Here is an 18,282-nt window from a genome sequence, read left to right on the forward strand (position 1 = left end):
GGGGGTGTTTTTGGGGGGGGGGGGGGGGGGGGGGGGGGGGGGGGGGGGGGGGGGGTGGGGGGGGGCGGGGGGGGGGGGGCGGGCCGGGGGGGGGGGGCCCCCCCGCGCCGAGTCACTGGGTGGCGATCGCGGTGAGCACGTCGAGCCGGGCGGCGCGTCGGGCGGGCACGAGCCCGGCGACCAGACCGGCGAGGACTGCGGCGGCGACGACGGCCACCACCTGTCCGACGGGCACCTCGATGACCAGGGGCTCGTCCGCGGACAGTCCGGCCAGGGTGGCCGCCGCCAACCCCAGACCGAGGGCGACGCCGGTGACCACGGCGACCGCGGCGATGAGCAGCGCCTCGGCGCGGACCATCCACGACAGCTGCGCCCGTGTCATACCGACCGCCCGCAGCAGTCCGATCTCCCGGGTCCGCTCGACGATGGACAGCGCCAGGGTGTTGGTGATGCCCAGCAGCGCGATCAGCACCGCGAACCCGAGCAGCACGGTGATCAGCCCGAGCACCTGGTCGACGGCGGCGGCGCGGTCGGCGGCGGCCTCGGCCTGGTCGAGGACCTCGGCGTTCGGGAAGTCGGCAACCGCGGCCTCCACCGCCGTCCGCGCCTCGCCCGGGTCGACCCCGTCGGCGAGGGCGACGTAGACGGTGGCGTCGACGTTCTCGCTGTAGTGCGCGGCGTAGGTGCCGAGGGAGAGCACGTAGCTGGTGGACAGCGCCCGGGCCGAGTCGTCGGCCATCAGCCCGACGACCGGCAGCAGTTGTTCGCCGTCGCGCGAGAAGGTCATCGCCAGGGTGTCGCCGACGGACAGGCCACGCTCGGCGGCGACGTCGGCAGCGAGCACGATCCCCCCGCCGTCGAGCGCCGCCAGACTGCCGGCGGCCATCTCGACGTCGGCGACCGACGGGAGGGTTGCCGGGTCGACCGCGGTGAGCGCGCTGGTCGTCCCGGCGTCCAGCCAGTGGCCGAAACGGACCGGGGAGGTCGCGGCGACCTCCGGTCGGGCGGCGACGCGCGCGGCGACCTCCGGGGAGAGCCCACCGAGCATCTCGTCGCCGCTGCTCTGCACCAGCAGGTCGGCGGTGATCGCCTCGCCCGAGCTGGCGCCGATCGCCTTCACCGAGCTGCCGACCACCGTGACGAACGCGATCAGCGCCAGGCCCAGGGCGAGGGCCGTCGCGGTGGCCGCGGTGCGCCGCGGGTCGCGCACGGTGGACTCCCGGGCCAGCCGCCCGGGCACGCCCAGCCCGTCGAGCGGTCGGCCGACCGCGCGGGCCAGCCGTGGCGCGAGCACGGGAGCGAGCACGACCAGCGCGGCCAGCAGCGGCACCGCGCCGAGGCCGACGCCGGTGACGTTGCCCAGCAGCGCGGCCGCGACCAGCTGCACCAGGCCCAGGCCGAGCAGCACCCAGCCGGTGACCAGACGGCCCCGCCGCGGACCGGCGGGCGCCGGCGCGGCGGCCCGCATCGCCTCGACCGGCGCGGTGCGGGCGGCGCGGCGGGCCGGGCCGAGCGCCGCCAGCAGCGTGATCAGCGTGCCCGCGGCCAGACCGACGACCAGCGTGCGGGCGGTGACGGTGAGCGGGCCGTCGGGCAGCGCCAGTCCGGCGCCCCGGGCGAGGCCGCGCAGCGCGTGCGCGGCACCGATGCCGGCCGCGGTGCCGCCGGCCGCGCCGGTGAGGCCGACCAGCAACGCCTCGCCGAGCACCGAGCCGAACACCTGCCGGCCGGTGGCCCCGGCGGCACGCAGCAACGCCAGTTCCCGGGCCCGCTGGGTGAGCACGATGGCGAAGGTGTTGGCGATCAGGAACGCCCCGACCACCAGCCCGGCGGCGGCGAGCGCGAGGAGCACGATGCGCAGGTAGCCGATGCTCTCCTTCGCCGCGTCGGCGCTGGCGGCGGCGGCGTCCTGGCCGCCGGTGACGGCGTACTGCGCGCCGAGCGCGGCGGCGAGGTCGCCGCGCAGGTCGGTCACGGCAACACCGTCGGCGGCGATCACGTCGACCGAGGTGAGGCCGGTACCGAGGTCGAGCAGCGTCTGGGCGGTGGGCAGGTCGACGAGCACCACGGTGCTGTTGGCCAGCCCGTCGCGGTCGCCGACGCCGGTCAGCCCGACCACGCGCAGCTGCCGGGTCGCGGTGGCCGAGACGGTGACCGTGTCACCGAGGGCGATGCCCTGCTCATCGGCGGTGGCGGCGTCCAGGACGACCTCGTCGGCCGCACGGGGGGCGTGCCCGGACCTGAGCTCGTAGGCGGTGAACGGGGCCTCGGCCCAGGTGCCGAGGATCGTCGGCCCGGCGGGTTCCACGGCGGTGCCGCGGACCTGCAGCTGCCCCGGTCCGGAGGCCACCGGGCGGATCCGGTCGACGCCGGCGACGGCGGCGATCCGGTCGGCCAGGTCGGCCGGCAGCGGGTCGCGCGCCACCTCCACGCCCATCGCGGCGTCGAAGGCGGCCGCATCCCGGACGGTGAGGTCCACCCCGGCGGCGGTGGTGCGGAACTGCTCGTCGAGCAGGCGGGTGCTGGTGTCGGTGAGCACCAGGCTGCCGACGGCGAACGCGACGCCGAGCGCGACGGCGAGCCACGTCAGCGTCAGCCGGGAGCGGTGCGCGAGCGCGTTGGACCAGGACAGGCGCCACATCGCGATCACGCCCCCACCGGCTCGTCGCGGCGGGAGACGTCGAGGCGGGCGAGGCGGGCCAGCACGGTCTCGGCGGTGGGGCCGGTGAGCTCGTCGACGATCCGGCCGTCGGCGAGGAAGACCACCCGGTCGGCGTAGGCGGCGGCGACCGGGTCGTGGGTGACCATGACGATCGTCTGGCCGAAGCTGCGGGTGGCGTCACGCAGGAACGTCAGCAGCGCGGCGCCGGCGCGGGAGTCGAGGTTGCCGGTCGGCTCGTCGGCGAACACCAGCTCCGGGCGGGCGATCAGGGCCCGGCCGACGGCGACCCGCTGCTGCTGGCCACCGGACAACTGGGCCGGGCGGTGGTCGAGCCGGGTCCGGAGGCCGAGCATGTGCACGAGCTCGTCCGTCCACGCCGGATCCGGCCGCTTGCCGGCCAGGGTCAGCGGCAGCGCGATGTTCTCCGCCGCGGTCAGCGCCGGGATGAGGTTGAACGCCTGGAACACGAAGCCCAGCCGCTCGCGGCGCAGCAGGGTGCGGCCGCGCTCGGACAGCGCGCCCAGGTCGGTGTCGCCGACGAACACCTGGCCGGAGTCGATGTCGTCCAGGCCGGCGAGGGTGTGGATCAGGGTGGACTTGCCCGACCCGGACGGTCCCATGACGGCGGTGAAGTCCCCAGCAGGGATGGTGACGCTGGCCGAGTCGAGGGCGCGGACGGCGGCCTCGCCACGGCCGTGGGTCTTGACCACGTCGACCGCGCGGGCGGCGATCACGGGCCGGGTCGGGGGCGGGGCGGGCTGCGTGTCGGTGACGGTCATCGTCTCTCCCGGGAGGAGCGGGTCGTCGGGGGCGGCAAGCGGGTCGAGGTGGTGGAGGCGGCGGTCAGGCGCAGGGGCACGGGCGGGGGCGTCGCCAGGGCCGGGCCGGGCGCAGGCAGCGGACCAGCCGGGCGTGCTCGGCCTCGCGGATCAGTTCCTGCTGGCGCGAGCGAGTGAGGTGCTCGTGGGTGGAGGTCATGGCGGGCTCCTGGCAAGCGGTGGCGGACGGTGGACTCCGGACGCCGCTGCCCGGGTCGTGGGGCCGGAGTGCCGGTGGACGACCCGGACAGCGGGGTGGCGATGAGGGCTACGGGACGAGGGCGTAGCCGGCCTCGTCGACGGCGGCGGCGATGTCGGCGCGGTCGACCGGGCGGTCGGCAGTGACGGTGACGGTGCCGCTGGCCAGGTCGACGGTGACCGACCGGACGCCGGCCACGCCGGAGATCTCCTCGGTGACCGCCCGCTGGCAGTGCGCGCAGGTCATGCCGGTGACGGTGAAGGTGGTCGAGCCGACGAAGGTGCGGGGCGTGTTGGACAGCACGGGGACTCCTCGGGGTGGTGGTGGGGTCGGGGACGAGAGTCGGCGTGGGGGTGGGTCGCTCTCACCGGGGAAACCGCCGGGTTCCACGCCGGGTTCGCCAGGAGGCCGGGTTCGCCAGGAGGCCGGGAGCGCCGGGTGGCTCAGTGGCCGTGGGCGCCGTGGCCCTGGGCGCCGTGGCCGTGGGGGCCGTGGCCGTGGCCGTGGGCGCCGTGGCCGGCGGCTGCGGCGGCCGGCCGGCCGCCGGGCACGGCGAGTGCGGTGAGGACGAACAGGGCGACCAGGACACCGGCGGCGGCAGCGAATGCGCGCCCGTAGCCGTCGACCAGACCGGCGGAGGTGGCGAGGTCACCGGCGACGGCGGTGAGCCCGGCGACGCCGAGGGCCGCGCCGATCTCGTGTCCGGTCATCATCAGCCCGCTAGCCACGCCGGAGCTCTCGCCCGGCACGTCGCCCATCGCGGCGACCGCGATCGCCACGAACATCGGCCCCACGCCCGCGCCGACGAGCAGGAGGCCGGGCAGCACGTCGGCGGCGTAGGAGGTGCCGCCGGCGTTCGCGGCCAGAAGGAGCGCGCCGCCGGCCATGACGACCAGGCCGCCGAGGACCAGCGTGCGGGCACCGACCCGGCCGACCACCTTCGACGCGGCGGTGGCGGCGAGGGTGATCGCGCCGGCCAGGGGCAGGAACTCCAGGCCGGCCACGACCGGCGAGGCTCCGACGACGTCCTGCAGGTACAGCGAGGTCAGGAAGACGGCGCCGACCACCACGCCGGTGACGCCGGCCATGACCGCCGACGCGGAGACCAGCGACCGGATGCGCCAGGTCGCCGGGGGCACGAGGGGATCGGTGGTGCGGCGCTCGAGCCGGGCGAAGGCGGTCAGCAGCACCGCGGCGGCGGCCAGCGCGAGCCAGGTGCGGGGCGCCGTCCAGCCGGCCGAGCGGGTGGCCTCGATGCCGGACACCAGGGCCAGCAGCCCGCCCACCAGGGTCAGCGCGCCCGGCACGTCGAGCCGGCGCAGCGCCCCCGCCCGGGAGGCGCCCCGGGCCACGGCGCGCAGGGTGCCGAGGACGACGGCGACGCCGATCGGCACGTTGACGAAGAACACCGCCCGCCAGCCCAGTGCGCTGGTCAGCGCCCCGCCGAACAGCACGCCGGCGGCGATGCCGAGGCTGCCGACGGTGCCCCACACGGCGAGCGCCGTCTGCCGCTGCCTGCCGGCGTAGGCGGTCATGACGATCGACAGCGCCGCGGGGGTGAGCAGCGCGGCGCCGGCTCCCTGCGCGGCGCGGGAGACGACCAGCATCCACGGGGCCTGGGCGAGCGCGCTGGTCAGGGAGGCGGCGGTGAACAGGCCGACGCCGGTGAGGAACGCCCCCCGGCGGTCGATCAGGTCCGCGATGCGACCGCCGAGCAGGAGCAGGCCGCCGGAGAGCAGCACGTAGGCGCTGACGGTCCACTGGTAGTCCGCGGCCGAGAGGTGCAGACCGCGGCTGATCGACGGCAGTGCGACGTTCACCACGGAGACGTCGAGGATCACCATCACCTGCGCGGTGATCATCAGACCGAAGACGGTCCACGGCCGGCGCGGCTCGTCGACGGTGGGCACGGTCGGGTGGGCTGACGGGTGCGGGTCGGCGGGCGCCGCCGGTCCGGCGGCGGAGTGGGTCGTCACGGGTTCCCTCCTCGGGAGGCAGGTCCGGGTGTGCCGCCACCGTCCGGCGTGGCGGAGTCCGGTCGCGCCGGTGGTTCCGCCGGGATGGCCTGCCCGCGGGCGACGACCCGTCCGGCCGGGAACCGCGCGGGGAAGGCGGCTCGGTTCCGTCCGGTGGCGCACTAGGGTCTCGGCGTGCTCTCCGGCAGGGACTCCGAGCGGGCAGCCATCGCCGCACTGGTGGACGAGGCGTGGGCCGGCCGGGGCGGGGCGCTGGTGCTGGTCGGACACCCGGGCGTGGGCAAGTCGGCGTTGTTGCGCGACACGGTGGCCCGGGCCGACGGCATGACGGTGCTCCGCACGCAGGGTCTGGAGTCGGAGTCCCCGCTGGCGTTCGCCGCGCTCCACCGTCTGCTGCGCCCGGTCGTGGCCGACTGTGCGCACCACCTGCCGCAGCCGCAGGCCCGGGCGCTGCGGGCGGCCTTCGGTGAGGTCGACGACGGCCCCGGCGACCGCTTCCTGGTCTTCCTGGCCGCGTTGAACGTCCTCGCCGACGCCGGGCAGCGCCGCCCGGTGCTCGCCGTCGTCGACGACGCCCACTGGCTCGACGACGCGTCCGCCGCGGCGCTGCTGTTCGTGGCCCGGCGACTCCAGGTGGAGCGGGTCGCCCTCCTGTTCACCGCCCGCGACGCCGACGTGCGCACCTTCGACAGTGGTGACCTGCCCCGCCTCGCCGTCGGGGCCCTCGACGCCCAGGCCGCCGGTGACCTGCTCTCCGCCCGCGCCGGGGTCCCCGTCCCCCCGGAGGTGCGCGACGCGCTGGTCGCGAGCACCGGCGGCAACCCCCTGGCGCTCGTGGAGCTCGCCGGGGCCCTGACGCCGGAGCAGCTGTCCGGCCGGGTGCGGTTGCCGACCCGGCTGCCGCTGACCGAGGGCGTGGAGCGGGCCTTCCTCGACCGCTACCGGCGGCTGCCGGAGCAGGCCCGGACGGTTCTGCTGGTCACGGCCGCCGACGACTCCGGTCAGACGCGGGTGGTGCGGCAGGCGGCCGCCTCCCTGGGAGCCGGTGAGGACGCACTGCAGGTGGCCGAGCGCTCGGGGCTGCTCCAGGTCCGCGACGCCGCCGTCGACCTCCGGCACCCGCTGGTGCGCTCGGCGGTGTACGGCGCCGCCACCAGCACCGAGCGCCGACGGGCCCATCGAGCCCTGGCGGCCGTGCTGACCGGCCCTGACGAGGCCGACCGGCGCGCCTGGCACCTCGCCGCCGCCGTCGAGGAGCCGGACGAGGCCGTGGTCGCCGAGCTCGACGCCGCCGCCGAGCGGGCCCGGGCGCGAGGAGGTCTGGAGGCGGCCGCGTCCGCCTGGGAACGCGCCGCCGAGCTCTCACCGGCCGGGAACGCCCAGGCCGAGCGGCTCTACGCCGCCGCCCGCTCCGCCTGGCTGGCCGCCCGACCCGCCCGGGCCCGGGCGCTGGTCGACGCCGCCGCGGCGCAGGCGCGTGACGCGCTGCTGCTCGCGGACGTCCTCCGGCTCCGGGCGCGCATCGAGTGGAACACCGGCTCGCTGCACGCCGGGCAGCGGATGGTGCTCCAGGCCGCCGCCGAGGTGGCGCCGCACGACGCGCAGCGTGCGCGGGAGATGGCCATGTTCGCCGCGGCGCTGGCCGCGTTCGGTGCGCGCTCCGGCAGCGCCGTCGCCCCTCCGGCCCTGGTCCCCCGCCCCGAGCCCGACGCGCCGGTGCGCGCCCGGTGCTTCTCCGACCTGCTGCACGGCCTCGACGCCGCCGTCCACGGCGACTGGCAGGGGGCGATGCCGCCGCTGGAGGAGGCCTTCGCCCTCGCCGAGCACCTGGCCGAGGAGGACCTGGACCTGCTGCCCAACCTGGGCATCGCCGCGATGTACCTGGGCGACGACGCGTTGACCCGGCGCTACCACGAGCAGCTGCTGACCCGGGCGCGCAGCACCGGCGCCGTGCTGATGATCCTCTACTCGCTGGCCCGGCTCGGCTTCGCGGAGGTGGCCACCGGGCGGTGGACCGCGGCCCGCGCCGCGGCCGCCGAGGCGCTGCCATTGGCCGACCAGTCCGGGCACCGGGGGTTGGCCGCCCTGCCGACCGCGTGGCTGGCGTTGCTGGCCGCGCTGCGGAGCGACGGGGCGGTGGACCGGTACCTCGCCGACGCGGAGCGGATCTGCGCCGATCACGCGCTCGGCATCCTGGCCGAGGTGGTGCCCGACGTGCTGCGGTGGGCCCGTGGCGTGCGCGACGCGGCCGATCCGGCCGCCGCGCTGCACCAGCTGGAGCAGATCCGCCATCCGATGACCCGCCGGCTGGCCGCCACGGACCGCATCGAGGCCGCCGTGCGGGCCGGGCGGCCGCACCCGGCTCACGCCTGGGTGGAGGAGCTGGCCGGCTTCGCCGAGGCCACCGGCTCCGCCTGGGCCTCCGCCGTGGCCGAGCACGGCCGGGCGCTGCTCACCGACGGCCCCGAGGCCGAGCGCCACTTCGAGCAGGCCCTCGCCGCGCACGCCAAGAGCGACCGCCCGCCCGACCGGGCCCGCACCCAGCTGGCGTACGGCGCCTTCCTGCGCCGCTCCCGCCGCCGGGTCGACGCCCGGCCCCACCTGCGCGCCGCCCTCGAGACGTTCGAGGACCTCGGCGCGCAGCCGTGGGCCGAGCGCGCCCGGCAGGAGCTGCGCGCGTCCGGCGAGACCGCCCGCCGTCGCGACGCGTCCACGGTCGTGGACCTCACCCCGCAGGAACTGCAGGTGGCCCGGTTGGTGCGTCAGGGCCTGGCCAACCGGGACGTCGCCGCGCAGCTGTTCGTCAGCCCGCGCACCGTCGACTTCCACCTGCGCAACGTGTTCGCCAAGCTGGGCGTCACCAGTCGCACCGAGCTGGCCGCCCACCCGCTCGACTGACGCCCGCGTCGGCGGCCGGGGCCCACCCGGCGGTCTCGCCGGTGCGACGGGAGCTCCGCAGCGCTCGGTACGGTCGGCGCCGTGCTGGCCGGACGGGACGCCGAGCGTGCGCGGATCGCCGCCCTGCTCGACGGCGCACGCGCCGGGACCGGGGGTGCGCTGGTGGTCCGCGGCGTCGCCGGGGCCGGCAAGTCGACGCTGCTGGCCGAGGCGGTGGACGCCGCCGCGGGCATGCGGGTGCTGCGCACCTCGGGCGTGGAGTCGGAGTCGCCGCTGGCCTTCGCCGCCCTGCAGCGGCTGCTGTGGCCACTGCGGACGCTCCTCACCGGGCTGCCGGCGCCCCAGCAGGCCGCGCTCGGTGCCGCCCTCGGCGAGGCGGCCGGTGAGGGCGAGCGCTTCCTGGCGTTCCTCGGCACGCTGAGCCTGCTCGCCGACGCCGCCGAGGACTCCCCCGTGCTGGCCGTCGTCGACGACGCCCACTGGCTCGACGACGCCTCGGCCGCGGCGCTGCTGTTCGTCGCCCGCCGGCTGCAGGCCGAGCGGGTGGCCGTGCTGTTCGCCGCCCGCGACGGCGACGCCCGCCGCTTCGACGCACCCGACCTGCCCGCCGTCGTCCTCGGCGGCATGGCCGGGGCGGACGCCGAGGCGGTGCTGTCCACGCGGGCCGGCGCCACGGTGGACCCGGCGGTGCGCGACCGGCTGGTGGCGGCCACCGGCGGCAACCCGCTGGCGCTGGTCGAGCTGGCCGGGGTGCTCACCCCCGAGCAGCTGGCCGGGCGGTCGCCGCTGCCCACGCAGCTGCCGCTGACCGGTGGGGTGGAGCGGGGCTTCCTGGACCGCTACCGGCGGCTCGGCGAGCCGGCGCAGCGGTTGCTGCTGCTGGCCGCGGCCGACGACACCGCCCGGCTGACGGTGGTCCGGGCCGCGGCGGAGCACCTCGGAGCCGGCGACGACGCCCTCGACGAGGTGGAGCGCGCCGGGCTGCTGCACGTCGACGGGGACGTGCTCGCCCTCTACCACCCGCTGGTGCGCTCCGCGGTCTACCGGGCCGCCACCAGCGCGCAGCGCCGCGCGGCACACCGCGCCCTGGCCGCGGCGGTCGGCCCCGACGCGGACCGCCGGGCCTGGCACCTGGCCGCCGCCGCCGACCGGCCGGACGAGACCGTCGTCGCCGCCCTCGACGACGTGGCCGAGCGCGCCGCCACCCGCGGTGGCCACGAGGCGGCGGCCGCCGCGTGGGCCCGCGCCGCCGAGCTCACCACCGCGGGCGCGGCCCGTGGCTGGCGGCTGTACACGGCCGCGTCGTCGGCCTGGCTGGGGGCGCACCCCTCCCAGGCCACGGCGCTGGCCGCCGCGGCCGCGGCCGAGCCGCTCGAGCCGCGGGTGCGGGCGCGGCTGCTGACCCTGCAGGGGCAGATCGAGTGGAACACCCGCTCGCTCGACGACGGCTACGACCTCGTCCTGCAGGCCGCCCGGGTCGCCGCCGAGGCGGACGAGGCGATGGCGCAGGAGCTGGCGATGCTCGCCGCCTCGCTGGCCGCCTTCGGTGCCCGGTCGCCCCGGGACGTCGACCCGGCCGCGCTGGTCCGCCCCCCGGCACCGGACGCGCCGCCCCGCGTGCGGGCGGCCTCCGCCCTGCTGCGCGGGTTCCGCGCCACCGCCTGCCGGGACTGGGCCACCGCCGCCGAGTGCTTCCGCGGCGCCTTCGCCCTCACCGACGCCGACCCGGTCGACGACCACGTGCTGCAACCCAACCTGGGGGTCGCGGCGATGCTCGTCGACGACGACGAGCGGGGTCTCCGGCTGCACGCCGAGCAGCTGACCGCCGCCCGCCGCGCGGGCGCGCTCACCATGGTCGAGCACGCCCTCACCCGGGGGGCGCAGTTCCAGATCGCCACCGGCGACTGGGCCCAGGCCGCCGGCGCCGCGACCGAGGCGCTGGCGCTGACCGCCGGCACGGGACACCCCGGCCTGACCGCGCTGCCGACCGCCGAGCTCGGGCTGCTGGCCGCCCTGCGCGGGGACGACGCCGCCGACCGCCTCCTGGCCGAGGCGACCGCGATCCGGGAGGCGCACCCGGTCGGGCTCGCGGACTTCCTCGTCGCCGACCTGGTGCGCTGGGCACGGGGGCTCCGCGCCCGGCAGCCGGCGTCGGCCCTGTACCACCTCGAGCAGATCAGCTCACCCGGATACCGCCGCATGGCCGCGCTCGACCGGCTCGAGACCGCGGTCCGCGCCGGCCGCGAGGACCTCGCCCGCACCTGGCTGGGCGAGCTGGAGGACTTCGCCGCGGGCACCGGCGCCCCGGCCGCGCGCGCCGTCGTCGAGCACGGTCGCGCCCTGCTCGCCGGGGACGACGCCACCGAGGAGCACTTCCGGCGTGCCCTGGACGCGCACGCCGCGTCGCTGCGGACGCCCGCCCGGGCCCGCACCGAGCTGGCCCTCGGCGAGCACCTGCGCCGTGCACGGCGCCGGGTGGACGCCCGGGAGCACCTGCGCACCGCGCTGTCGCTGTTCGAGGAGCTGGACGCGACCCCGTGGGCCGAGCGGGCGGCGCAGGAGCTGCGTGCGTCCGGGGAGACCGCGCGGCGCCGCGACGTCTCCACGACCACCGAGCTGACCGCGCAGGAACGTCAGGTGACGGCCCTGGTCCGGCAGGGCCTGTCCAACCGGGACGTCGCGGCACAGTTGTTCGTCAGCCCGCGCACCGTCGACTTCCACCTGCGGAACGTGTTCAGCAAGCTCGGGGTGGCCTCCCGCGCCGAGCTCACCGCCCTCCCGCTGGACTGACGCGCGGCTGCCCGGCTCCCGGGGACGCCGGGGAACCCGGTGGTTCTCCCGGCGTGACGCCTCCCGTCCGCTCCTAGCGTCCGGCGCAGAGCCAGCCCGGACCGAGGAGCCTCCACGACCAGCACCGCCGCGCACGCTCACCGCGGCCTCGGCTGACCGCACCGCCCGTCCCCTCCCCCACCCCTGCCAGGAGCCGTCATGCCCACCCCCGTCCCCACCGACCGGTCCGTCGACGTGCTCGTGATCGGTGCCGGCCAGGCCGGTCTCGCCATCGGCCACCACCTCGCCCGCCGCGACGCGGACCTCCTGCTGCTCGACGCCGGACCCGAGGTCGGCCACTCGTGGCGCTCCCGCTGGGACTCGCTGCGGCTGTTCAGCCCCGCCCGGTACGACTCGCTGCCCGGCCTCCCGTTCCCCGCTCCCGCGGACACCCACCCGAGCAAGGACGACGTCGCCGACTACCTGGCCGCCTACGCCCGGCGCTTCGCCCTGCCGGTGCGGACGAACTCCCCGGTGCTGCGGTTGCACCGCGACGGCGACGGCGGCTTCACCGCGACCACGCCGACCGGGACGGTGCGCGCCGAGCAGGTCGTCGTCGCCACCGGGCCGTTCCAGACCCCGCACGTCCCGGCTCTGGCCCAGCAGGTGGACCCGGCGGTACCGCAGCTCCACAGCGCCGGGTACCGCAACCCGACCCAGCTGCCCGGCGACGGCCGGGTGCTCGTCGTCGGCGGCGCCAACTCCGGCCTGCAGATCGCCGCCGAGCTCGCCGCCACCCAGCCCGTCACCGTCGCCGTCGGCACCCGGCCGACCGAGCTGCCGCAGCGCATCGCCGGCCGTGACCTGTTCACCTGGCTGGACACGGTCGGGTTCTTCACCGTGCCCGCGCACACCCGCATCGCCCGCCGGCTGCGCGCCCGCGGTGACCTGGTCATCGGCACCCGCACCCGCGACCTGCGCCGCCGCGGCATCGACCTGCGACCCCGGCTCACCGCGGTCACCGGACGCACCGCCCGCTTCGCCGACGGCACCACCCTCGACGTCGACGCGGTCGTGTGGGCGACCGGGTACCGCAGCGACCACTCGTGGCTGCACGTGCCCGGCGTGGTCGTCGACGGGCAGGTCCGGCACGACGCCGGGGTCACCGCGGTGCCCGGGCTGTACTTCCTGGGGTTGCCGTGGCAGACGTGCCGCGGCTCGGCGCTGCTGGGCTTCGTCGGCGCGGACGCCGCCCCCCTGTCCGACCGCATGGCCGCCGACGCGCGCGGGTCGCGGCCGCAGGCCGCACCCGGCCGTGGAGAGCCCGAGATCCCGGCGGTCACGCCGGCGTGACGCCTCCCCCGCGTCACCGTCCCGGGTGGGGACCTCGGAGGCGGCCGAGGTGGTCGTGGACCATGCGGATGGCGACCGCGCCCTCCCCGACCGCGGAGGCCACCCGCTTCACCGACCCGTGCCGGACGTCGCCGACGGCGAACACGCCGGGCACGCTGGTCTCGAACTCGCGGACCTCACCGCCGGCGGGGCCGCCGCGCCGGTCGGCGCCGGTCAGGACGTGGCCCGTGCCGTCCCGGTCGATCGCGTCGGGCAGCCAGTCGGTGTGCGGCTCGGCCCCGATCAGCACGAACAGGCCCGCGGCGGGGACCGTCTCGGTGTCCCCGCCGTCCCGGTCGCGCACCACCAGGTGGGTCAGCCGCCCCTCACCGCTGCCGCCGACCGCCTCGGCGCCGTGGCGGACGGTGACGTTGGGCGCCGCGTCGATCTCGCGGACCAGGTAGTCGGACATGGTCGCGGCCAGTGAGGCGCCGCGCACCAGGAGCGTCACCCGCCGGGCGTAGCGGGCCAGGTGCAGCGCGGCCTGCCCCGCCGAGTTGGCCCCTCCGACGACGTACACCTCCTCCCCCGCCATCGCCTGCGCCTCCGGTGCCGCGGCGCCGTAGAAGACCCCCGCCCCGACGAGTGCGTCCAGGGACGGGACGCCGAGCCGCCGGTAGGTCACCCCGGTGGCGAGGACGACGGCCCGGCTGGTGACGGCGCTGCCGTCGCTCAGCGAGACGACGAGGCCGTCGCCCGAGGTCTCCAGGCCGACCGCGCGCGGTCCGTAGACGAACTCCGCGCCCAGCAGCCAGGCCTGCTCGTAGGCCCGCTGCGCCAGGTCGGCGCCGGGGATGCCGCGGGGGAAGCCCAGGTAGTTGCGGATGAGCGAGCTGGTGCCGGCCTGCCCACCCATCGCCTCGGCCTCCAGCACGACCGTGCGCAGCCCCTCGGAGGCGCCGTAGACCGCCGCGGCCAGCCCCGCGGGGCCCGCACCGACGACCGTGACGTCGTGGGGCCGCGGGTCCGGCCGGGTCCTGACGCCGAGCGCGTCGGCGATCTCGAGACCGGACGGGTCCTCGAGGACCCGTCCGTCGAAGAGGACGACCACCGGCAGGCGGGCGGCCGGCCGGCCCACCTCCCGCAGCAGCGCCCGGCCCTCCTCGGACGCCACGTCGTGGAAGCCGTAGGCCACGCTGTTGCGGCTGAGCAGGTCCCGGATCTCGTGGGAGCGCGCCGTCCAGCGCTCCCCGACCACCCGGGCCGCCAGGAACCGCGGCCGGTTCGGCAGCGCCCACTGGTACAGGAACTGCCCGATCGCCTGGTGGAAGTGCTCGTCCCCGGGCTGCCAGGGCTTGGTGACCCAGTCGATCTGCCGCAGCACCGACACCGGCAGCACGGGGGCGGTCGACCGGTCGTGCCAGGTGATCAGCACCGACCGTCGCGCCTCCGGGTGCAGCGCCCGCACCCGGTCGAGGAACTCGACGCCGGTCATCCCGGGCATCCACTGGTCGGCGAGGACCAGCGCCACCTCCCCGCCCGCCGCCCGCACCCGCGCCAGGTCGCCGAGCGCCTCCTCCGCCGAGGTGAGGCAGCGGACGTCGTAGTCGGTGCCGTAGCGCTTGGTCAGCTCCTCCTGCACCGGACGCAGTGCGGCCGGGTCGGCGTCCACCGCCATCAGCACGGGCCTGTCCATCGCGTCCCCTCCGCCGGTGACCGCGCAGTGTGCCGCAGGCCGGTTCGCGCGTGGGGTGGGTGCTCAGCCCCCGCCACGGCAGGAGGCCCCGCGGTCGCCGACCACGGGGCCTCCGTGCGTCCTCGGAGCGGCCTGACGTCAGCCGCTGCGATCAGGCGGCCGTCGCGCGGGCGGCCTCCTCGATCAGCCGCGCGACGACGTCGGGCCGGGAGACGGTCACGGCGTGCGACGCATCGACCTCGACGGTGTGCGAGTTCGCCCGCTCGGCCATGAACCGCTGGGCCCCGGCCGGGACGGCCAGGTCCTGGAGCGTGACCAGGGTCCAGGACGGGACGGTCCTCCAGGCCGCCTTCGTCGCCTTGTCCGCGAGCGCGTCGCCGGTGATCGGCCGCTGCGTGACGGCCATCAGCTCGGCGACGTCCGCCGGCACGTCGGCGGCGAAGACCGGCCGGAACCTCTCCTGCTCGATGTAGAGGTCGTCGACGGTCTGCCCGTCGGGACCCTGCACGGGCACCGGGCGCAGCGCCGACCCCAGCTCGTTGCCCGGGAACCTCCCGGCCAGTTCACCGGTGCTCTCCCCCTCGTCGAGCAGGAAGCTGGCGACGAAGACCAGCGCCCTCACCTGCGGGAGCCCCGCGGCCGCCTCGCTCACCACGCTGCCGCCGTACGAGTGGCCGGCCAGGACGACCGGCCCGTCCACGCTCTCCAGGACGTCGCGCAGGAGCGCGGCGTCGCCGTGCAGCGAACGGAGCGGGTTGGCCACCCCGATCACCGGATGGCCGTCCCGCCGGAGCCGGGCGATCACGCCGTTCCAGCTCGACGAGTCGGCGAAGGCCCCGTGGACAAGCACCACCGTGGGCGGGGCGGTGCGGGTCTCGAGCGTGCTGCTGGTCATGGCTCCTCCTCATCGGTCAGGCGGGCGCTCCGACGTCGCCCGTCCGGTGGCACCTCTCCTGCGTCCCCCGCGAACGCCTCCGGTATGCGATATATTGCATGCAGTACGGACGAGCGGGAAGGGTCTCTTCCGCGCTTCCTCGTTCCGCCTCGTCCCGCCGTCCGTGCGCCCGGTACCGCCAGGAGGTCCACCCGTGCCGATCCCCCCGACGAGCCCTGGGGTCGACCGCGGCCTGCTGCGCGACGACGTCTACCGCCGCCTGCGCGACGCGATCGTCGACGGCACGTTCACCCCCGGCGAGCAGCTCAGGGACCTGGAGCTCGCCGCCTGGCTCGGCGTCAGCCGGACGCCGGTCCGCGAGGCGCTGCTGCGCCTCGCGCACAGCGGGCTGGTCCTGGCCCGGCCGGGTCGGTCGACGGTCGTGAGCCCGCTCGACGTCCGCGCGGTCCGGGACGCCCGCGACGTCGTCGCGGCGATGCACGAGCTCGCCGTCCGGGAGGCCGTCCCCGTCCTCACCGAGGCGGACCTGGCCGCCATGCGCGACGCCAACCGCCGGTTCGCCGCCGCCGTCGACTCCGGGAACGTCGAGTCCGCCCTCCGGATCGACGACGAGCTGCACGGCGTCCTGGTGCGCATCTCCGGCAACCGGGCGCTCGCGACCGTCCTCGAGCAGTTCACGCCCACGGTGCGCCGTGCGGAGCGGTTGCGGTTCGGCTCCCTCCGCGGCCGGGCGTCGGTCACCCGGCACGACGAGCTGATCCGGCTCTGTGCCGCCGGTGACGTCGAGGGCGCGGCCGCCGTCGCGTACGACACCTGGCACAGCCTGCCGAGCGCCGGGGCGTGACCGCCGGACGGCGGTCGTCACGGGGCGATGACCAGCCCCGCGACGAGGTCGCCGTCCATCGTGAAGCGGTAGCGGAGGTCGACGACGCCGCCGGGGAAGTCGCCCTCCAGCCGGTGGGTGGCGACCCAGTGCGCGTCGTCGACGCGCTCGGCACCGACGAGCTCGGTGGTGTAGCTGAACCCGGCGCCGGCCTCGGACAGGAAGCGCCGGATCTCCTCGGTGCCCCGGTGGGTCCTGCCCTCGTCGACGACCACCGCGGTCGGGGTGAAGGCGCGCAGCGCGACGTCGGCCTCCCGGGCCCGGTGCGCGGTGAGGAAGCCGCGGATCGTCGCGGGCAGCTGGTCGGGCCGGATGCCGGTCGGTGTGGTCACGCCCCGACGGTGCACCCTCCCCCTGGGGGAGGGTCGAGCGGTGGACCCTCCCCCAGGGGGAGGGTGCACAGTGCTCCGGTGCTGGCGATCGGCGAGTTCTCCCGGCTGACCCACCTCAGCGTGCGCACCCTGCGCCGGTACCACGACGCGGGCCTGCTCGAGCCGGCGACCGTGGACGAGGCCACCGGCTACCGCTACTACAGCGCGGACCAGATCCCGACCGCCCAGGTCGTCCACCGCCTGCGCGAGCTCGACGTCCCCCTGTCCGACGTCCAGCGCATCCTGCGCTCCCCCGACCCGGGCGCCCGTGCCGCGCTGGTCTCCGAGCACCTGCAGCGGCTGGAGTCCGAACTGGACCGCACCCGGGCCGCGGTGGCGTCGCTGCGCCGGCTGCTGCGACCGGAGCCGGCCCCGCTCGACGTCGAGGTGCGCGCGGTGCCGGCCACGACCGTGGCCGCGGTCGAGGACGACGTGACGCACGACCAGCTCCTCCCCTGGTACGCCGGCGCCACGGCCGAGCTGGACGCCGTGGTCGGCGAGCCGACCGGCGTCCCCGGAGGGCTGTACGACAACGCGCTCTTCGAGGCCGGCCGCGGGCACGCGCTCGTGTACCGGCCGACGGCCCGGCCGCCGAGCAGCGGCCGCGTGCACCCGGTGACCCTGCCGGCCGTCGAGCTGGCCGTCACCACCCACGTCGGCGAGCACCACGACATCGACGTCACCTACGGCGAGCTGGGGACCTGGGTGGTGGCCAACGCCCTCGCGGTGGCCGGGCCGGTGCGGGAGACCTACCTGGCCGGCCCGCGCGACACCCCCGACCCGTCGGCCTGGCGGACCGAGATCGGCTGGCCGGTCTTCCGCGTGGCCGCGCGCTGACGGTCACCCGCGCGGCGTCAGGCCCCGCCGCAGCTCCTCCAGGGCCTGCGCGAGGCCGACCCGGGGCACCCAGCCCCACCTCCGCGCGCGGTCGGTGAGCAGCTGCCCGGTCCACACCGGCTCGTCGGTCCACTCCGGGGCGACGCCCAGCGCGTCGGTCACCGTGCCGAGGTAGTCCCGCCACGTCGCGGGCTCACCGGCGACGATGACCGGGGTCGTGCCGCCGGCCACGGGGCCCCGCTCCGGGTCGTCGGACGTCGCGACGGCACCGGTGGCGACGTCCGCGACGAAGGCCGCCAGGTCCTCGACGTGCACCCAGGGCCAGGTCTGCGACGGGTCGGCCCGGCGGTCCCCGCCGTCGCGGATCCCCCGCGGTCGCAGCGTGTTCCACACCGAGGTCTCGCCGGTGCCCAGGACCGCCGGCGGGCGGACCAGCACGGTCGTGAGCCCGCCGACCTGCGCCAGCGCGGCGTCGGCGGCGTTCTTGGTGTCGGGGTAGTCGCCGCTGCCCTCGGGCAGGAGGGGGCCGTCCTCGGCGATGTCCCCGACGCCGGCCGAGCGGTCGTAGACCCCCGCCGTGGAGAGGTGCACCAGCCGGGCGACGCCGGAGTCGCGGGCGGCCCGGGCGAGGACCGCCGTGCCCTCGACGCCCACCCGGTGCTGGACCTCCCGCGGCGAGCCCATCGGGTGGACCGTCGTGACGACCGCGTCGGCGCCCCGGGTCACCGCGCGGGCGAGGGACTCGTCGGCGAAGTCGCCGACGTGCTCGGTGACCCCGTCGAGCGCAGGCGCGCCGCCGGCGCGGCGGACCACGGCGCGCACCCGCGCCGACCGCTCGACGAGCGCCCTGCACACCGCGGTGCCCACCAGGCCGTTCGCACCGGTCACCACGACGACGGGAGAGACGGGGGCCATGTCGCCCACCCTGTCAGCGAGCCCACGACGG

The 18,282-nt window shown here is 77.1% G+C and carries 14 protein-coding genes; 5 read left to right on the forward strand and 9 right to left on the reverse strand.

The genetic code is table 11. The annotated features are described in order from the left end of the window. Positions 1–112: 112 nt before the first annotated feature. The 5 genes from ACI79Z_RS20100 to ACI79Z_RS20120 form a co-directional block, all read right to left on the reverse strand. A complete protein-coding gene (locus tag ACI79Z_RS20100; protein WP_456903643.1) occupies positions 113–2,641 on the reverse strand; it encodes an FtsX-like permease family protein in 2,529 nt (842 codons plus the stop codon). A gap of 5 nt (positions 2,642–2,646) precedes the next feature. Beyond that, positions 2,647–3,441, reverse strand: a complete 795-nt coding sequence (locus ACI79Z_RS20105; protein WP_456903614.1) for an ABC transporter ATP-binding protein — start codon at positions 3,439–3,441, stop codon at positions 2,647–2,649. Positions 3,442–3,505: 64 nt separating this feature from the next. Next, positions 3,506–3,640: a hypothetical protein gene (locus tag ACI79Z_RS20110; protein WP_387989504.1), complete on the reverse strand. Its 135-nt coding sequence runs from the start codon at positions 3,638–3,640 to the stop codon at positions 3,506–3,508. 108 nt (positions 3,641–3,748) lie between these two features. Continuing rightward, positions 3,749–3,982 carry a heavy-metal-associated domain-containing protein gene (locus ACI79Z_RS20115; protein ID WP_387989501.1) on the reverse strand — a complete coding sequence of 78 codons (234 nt, stop codon included), beginning with the start codon at positions 3,980–3,982 and terminating at the stop codon, positions 3,749–3,751. 140 nt (positions 3,983–4,122) lie between these two features. Next, positions 4,123–5,655, reverse strand: coding sequence for an MFS transporter (locus ACI79Z_RS20120; protein ID WP_456903615.1), 1,533 nt, complete (start codon positions 5,653–5,655; stop codon positions 4,123–4,125). 174 nt (positions 5,656–5,829) lie between these two features. Here ACI79Z_RS20120 and ACI79Z_RS20125 point away from each other — a divergent pair, with 174 nt between their 5' ends. The 3 genes from ACI79Z_RS20125 to ACI79Z_RS20135 all read left to right on the forward strand — a co-directional run bounded on the left by ACI79Z_RS20125 (position 5,830) and on the right by ACI79Z_RS20135 (position 12,675). Continuing rightward, complete coding sequence (locus tag ACI79Z_RS20125; protein WP_456903616.1) at positions 5,830–8,553, forward strand: AAA family ATPase; 2,724 nt, start codon at positions 5,830–5,832, stop codon at positions 8,551–8,553. An 81-nt stretch (positions 8,554–8,634) separates the two neighbouring features. Continuing rightward, positions 8,635–11,343 carry an AAA family ATPase gene (locus ACI79Z_RS20130; RefSeq protein WP_456903617.1) on the forward strand — a complete coding sequence of 903 codons (2,709 nt, stop codon included), beginning with the start codon at positions 8,635–8,637 and terminating at the stop codon, positions 11,341–11,343. A gap of 198 nt (positions 11,344–11,541) precedes the next feature. After that, a complete protein-coding gene (locus tag ACI79Z_RS20135; RefSeq protein WP_456903618.1) occupies positions 11,542–12,675 on the forward strand; it encodes a flavin-containing monooxygenase in 1,134 nt (377 codons plus the stop codon). 13 nt (positions 12,676–12,688) lie between these two features. On the opposite strand, the gene ACI79Z_RS20140 is transcribed toward ACI79Z_RS20135, so the two are convergent. Then, entirely contained in the window at positions 12,689–14,350 is a 1,662-nt protein-coding gene (locus ACI79Z_RS20140; RefSeq protein ID WP_456903619.1) for an FAD-dependent oxidoreductase, read from the reverse strand. A 151-nt stretch (positions 14,351–14,501) separates the two neighbouring features. After that, positions 14,502–15,245 carry an alpha/beta fold hydrolase gene (locus ACI79Z_RS20145; protein ID WP_387989483.1) on the reverse strand — a complete coding sequence of 248 codons (744 nt, stop codon included), beginning with the start codon at positions 15,243–15,245 and terminating at the stop codon, positions 14,502–14,504. A 193-nt stretch (positions 15,246–15,438) separates the two neighbouring features. Here ACI79Z_RS20145 and ACI79Z_RS20150 point away from each other — a divergent pair, with 193 nt between their 5' ends. After that, entirely contained in the window at positions 15,439–16,089 is a 651-nt protein-coding gene (locus tag ACI79Z_RS20150; protein WP_387989480.1) for a GntR family transcriptional regulator, read from the forward strand. A gap of 17 nt (positions 16,090–16,106) precedes the next feature. Here the strand turns inward: ACI79Z_RS20150 and ACI79Z_RS20155 are convergent, their stop codons facing one another. Next, on the reverse strand, positions 16,107–16,460 hold the full coding sequence (locus ACI79Z_RS20155) for a nuclear transport factor 2 family protein (protein WP_456903620.1): 354 nt from the start codon (positions 16,458–16,460) through the stop codon (positions 16,107–16,109). Positions 16,461–16,538: 78 nt separating this feature from the next. Here ACI79Z_RS20155 and ACI79Z_RS20160 point away from each other — a divergent pair, with 78 nt between their 5' ends. Then, the gene (locus tag ACI79Z_RS20160; RefSeq protein ID WP_387989475.1) at positions 16,539–17,336 is read left to right on the forward strand and encodes a MerR family transcriptional regulator; all 798 of its coding nucleotides are present in this window, start codon (positions 16,539–16,541) and stop codon (positions 17,334–17,336) included. 3 nt (positions 17,337–17,339) lie between these two features. Here ACI79Z_RS20160 and ACI79Z_RS20165 read toward each other — a convergent pair whose 3' ends face one another. Continuing rightward, a complete protein-coding gene (locus tag ACI79Z_RS20165; protein ID WP_456903621.1) occupies positions 17,340–18,251 on the reverse strand; it encodes an NAD-dependent epimerase/dehydratase family protein in 912 nt (303 codons plus the stop codon). Between the last annotated feature and the right edge of the window lie 31 nt (positions 18,252–18,282).

The sequence above is a fragment of the Geodermatophilus sp. SYSU D00663 genome, assembly GCF_054050655.1.